1 protein-coding gene is annotated in these 255 nt (G+C 29.4%); it reads left to right on the forward strand.

The annotated features are described in order from the left end of the window. On the forward strand, positions 1-182 hold a 182-nt coding region (locus tag SB752_RS32885), incomplete at its 5' end, for a hypothetical protein (protein ID WP_410719577.1). Positions 183-255: the final 73 nt, after the last annotated feature.

Below are 255 nucleotides of genomic sequence, written 5' to 3' on the forward strand. Positions count from 1 at the left end.
TTAGCACTTCACCCGTTTTTGCTACCGGAACCGGTACCTCAGCTAATACCAGATTTGATGCATCCCCATGGGCTTGTAAAATTATTGCTTTCATTTTTTTTTTAAAATTATATGAATGCAAATATACAATTTTTTGGAATAAAAATTCCAAAAAAAAAGATACAGATACAAATGAACATTAATTCTAAAATGAAAATAAAAAAAATGAGCAAACCTGTAAGGATTTTAGTGCAATACTATCACTTGTGGGAATAT

The sequence above is a fragment of the Brevibacillus sp. SIMBA_040 genome (assembly GCF_046535075.1).
Lineage (GTDB): Bacteria > Bacillota > Bacilli > Brevibacillales > Brevibacillaceae > Brevibacillus.